This window comes from Virgibacillus sp. AGTR, assembly GCF_016919725.2.
Classification (GTDB): domain Bacteria; phylum Bacillota; class Bacilli; order Bacillales; family Amphibacillaceae; genus Virgibacillus; species Virgibacillus salarius.
Window position 1 is genome coordinate 1 of sequence record NZ_JAJERH010000152.1, and the last position, 1,678, is coordinate 1,678.

Here is a 1,678-nt window from a genome sequence, read left to right on the forward strand (position 1 = left end):
TAAAAAAAGTGATACGCCCTAAATTGGCGTACCACTTAGTTACTGGGTTTTTTCCCAGCCCCATTATCGTACATTAAGGAATTAATATGAGCAAAAAAGTAACAAATTAACAGATATTATGGTTAGGGAGAAATCGTTAAGATTTTAACAAGTAATGTTTGATTTAAGCATCCTTACGATTATGTCCGTTAACACACTATTTTAAGCTCCATTTCTAACATTTTCTAACATCCTAGATTTTTAAGTATAGTATTCAATTATTTAAAATAATTGAATACTATACTACCTATTATTACTAACAAAGCAACTATAATCATAAAACCAGGACTACCAAACAATGCTCTGTCAAATACATCTTGATTGTTATCTTTATCGTTTCTATTTCTTCCCATAAAAAAACACTCCTTCTAATTAATCTTTTCTAATCATTCAATCTTAATATATTTCTTCCAAAATGTTAAATATATTTGTCAATTATAATTATAAATTTTATTTTAATTTATCTAAATTTATTACATTATTATTACTTTTTTGTTACTATTAAGTTAATTAAAAATTAGGAGGTTAATAGAATATGAAGAAAAATTTGTTAAGTTTGGTTATTATAACCAGTTTGTTTTTTGTTTTTGGTTTTAGTCACTCGTCTAGTGCTGAAAAAGCCACCGGCAAGGAATATGAAGAAAAAAGCATTGAAGAGTCTTATCGTGACGCTGTAAAAGGTATAAGTGATATTGATACTAGCAAGTTTGATATATCTTCAGAAGTCTCAACTATTAGCGCAAATTCAACAAATTCATTGTCTGCCAACCCTTTAGATGTTGAAAAATATAGCACTGCACAAATCTTATCTGAAACTGTAAACACTCAGGGTGATAAAGAACAGTTAATAGCTGTAACCGTTTTTAACGATATAGGAGTAGAAGATGAAAGTGGAGAATCAGAAATCGGCATATTTGGTGATAAAGGAAATTCCACAGGAGATCTCTTTGCAAGAGCATATAGTAGAATTTATTACATTAGTTCAAGCAGTCGTGGTGTTAGTTACGCTAAACTAACAAGAGTCACTGGAGGATGGGAAGTTATGAATCCCTTAACAACTTTAGGGAACAAAACTGTTAGATACGGATCTTCAGGTTGGCCGAATGGTACACAAGCTGGTACTAAGTACCCATCTCTAAATAGTTATTCATATACTATGCCTTCGTCTTGGGGGAAAACTGCATTGACGGGCAGTTATGCTATAGGTACTACGTCAACAGTGACAGTTTATAGATCAGGTGCGTCTTACACTATAAAATTAAATAATAATTTATAAAAGATAGATGGGGCTGGGACATAACTAGCCTGGAGAAGTAAAAAAGGGTTCTAAGTCAAATGTTGGGGTGAGCTAACGCTCACTCCTTCTTTATGCGACTCGTCCATTTATATTTTTATATTGATGATGTAATAATACTCTCATTCGAAACCGATTAAAACGCCGATAACCAAAAGCGTTTCTTTTTATTACTTTCGTTTGGTTGTTAATCCCCTCCACATAGCCATTATGTAAGTTAAATGCAAAGCTATTCATAATCTCTTTTTGCCAGTTTTGGAAGGTTTCCATAGCCTTCTTAAATTCTTCAATTCCAGATGCTTTTACTAAGTTGTAAAACTCACCTTTGACTGCCGTTAAGTTAGA

General features: G+C 32.1%; 3 protein-coding genes. 1 reads left to right on the forward strand and 2 read right to left on the reverse strand.

Annotation, left to right across the window (positions count from 1 at the left end):
- Positions 1–257: 257 nt before the first annotated feature.
- Positions 258–392, reverse strand: a complete 135-nt coding sequence (locus tag JUJ52_RS23490; RefSeq protein ID WP_255637860.1) for a hypothetical protein — start codon at positions 390–392, stop codon at positions 258–260.
- 182 nt (positions 393–574) lie between these two features.
- Here JUJ52_RS23490 and JUJ52_RS22870 point away from each other — a divergent pair, with 182 nt between their 5' ends.
- Positions 575–1,315 (forward strand): hypothetical protein, encoded by a 741-nt coding sequence (locus JUJ52_RS22870; RefSeq protein ID WP_228089234.1) that lies wholly within the window; start codon positions 575–577, stop codon positions 1,313–1,315.
- Between the two features lie 90 nt (positions 1,316–1,405).
- On the opposite strand, the gene JUJ52_RS22875 is transcribed toward JUJ52_RS22870, so the two are convergent.
- Positions 1,406–1,678: transposase (locus tag JUJ52_RS22875; RefSeq protein ID WP_228089235.1), on the reverse strand; the 273-nt coding region annotated here is incomplete at its 5' end.

Bases quoted from the DNA above. Each gene is read 5' to 3' on its own strand.
- JUJ52_RS23490 (WP_255637860.1), bottom strand. From the start codon at position 392: ATGGGAAGAAATAGAAACGATAAAGATAACAATCAAGATGTATTTGAC.
- JUJ52_RS22870 (WP_228089234.1), top strand. From the start codon at position 575: ATGAAGAAAAATTTGTTAAGTTTGGTTATTATAACCAGTTTGTTTTTT.